This window comes from Streptomyces rectiviolaceus, from assembly GCF_039533825.1.
Classification (GTDB): Bacteria; Actinomycetota; Actinomycetes; order Streptomycetales; family Streptomycetaceae; genus Streptomyces; species Streptomyces rectiviolaceus.
Genome location: NZ_BAAAUG010000228.1, coordinates 1 through 881, shown reverse-complemented (window position 1 = coordinate 881; position 881 = coordinate 1). Strand labels below are relative to the sequence as shown.

Genomic DNA, 881 nt, shown 5'->3' with positions numbered 1-881 from the left:
CGCCGCGCCAGGAGGCGAGCCGCGCGGCGAGCTCGCGGTCCTTGGCGAGGCGGACGGCCAGCGCCCGGATCTCCTCGTCGCGCTGGGCCGCCCGCGCGCGGAGCGTCTGCCGCTCCTCGTCGGCGGCGTGCTCGTCGTGCATGGCGGGGTTCGGCGGTACGAGGAAGACGTCCTCGCCCTGTGCGTTCTCACCGGGGGTCGGCGCGAGGAGGGCGGCCGCGGTGCCTACGGCGACCGCGGAGCGGGGGAGCAGTGCGGCACCGGCGAGCGCTTCGCGGGCCCGTGCGTGGGTGGCGGGGTCGGTGATGACGACGCCGTCGACGAGCTCGGGGCGGGCGGCGAGCACGCGCGCGTGGTCGGTGGGGTCGACGGCCTGCGCGAGGTAGCGCCAGCCGGGCAGGGCGGGGATGCCGTGCTCGCCGAGGAACTCGACGGTGGCCAGGACGTCAGGCCCCGGCGGCAGCAGCCCGCCGTCGCCGAGGGCGCCCAGGATGCGGGAGTCGTCGGCTGCGGCGGTGCGCAGTTCGAAGCGCTGCCGCCCGGCGGAGGCGACCCCGTCGTCGAGGAGCGTGCGCAGGTCGTCGGCGCTGCGGTCCAACTCCGGGAGGGAGAGGGGGCCTTCGGTCAGGGATCGGGTGCCCGTTGCGGCGCCGGCGTCAGGGGCGGTCCTGTCCTCCCGGTCGCCCGTCTGTGCCGCACCCTGGCGGGGCAGCGGCACCCCGCCCAAGGAGCTCGCCCCGGGAAGTCCGAGCAGCTCGGCGAGGCGCTCGTCCTCGGCGATCGACTCGGCGGCACGGCGTTCCGCGTCGTAGGCGTGCTCGGCGGCGTCCGCCGCGTCCGACGCGCGAGCCGCGGTGAGTTCGGCGCGGGCCTCGGCCGCG

At 78.0% G+C, this 881-nt stretch carries 1 pseudogene; it reads right to left on the bottom strand.

Annotation, left to right across the window (positions count from 1 at the left end):
• Nucleotides 1-881: pseudogene (locus ABD378_RS42870) on the bottom strand (hypothetical protein); the annotation flags it as partial.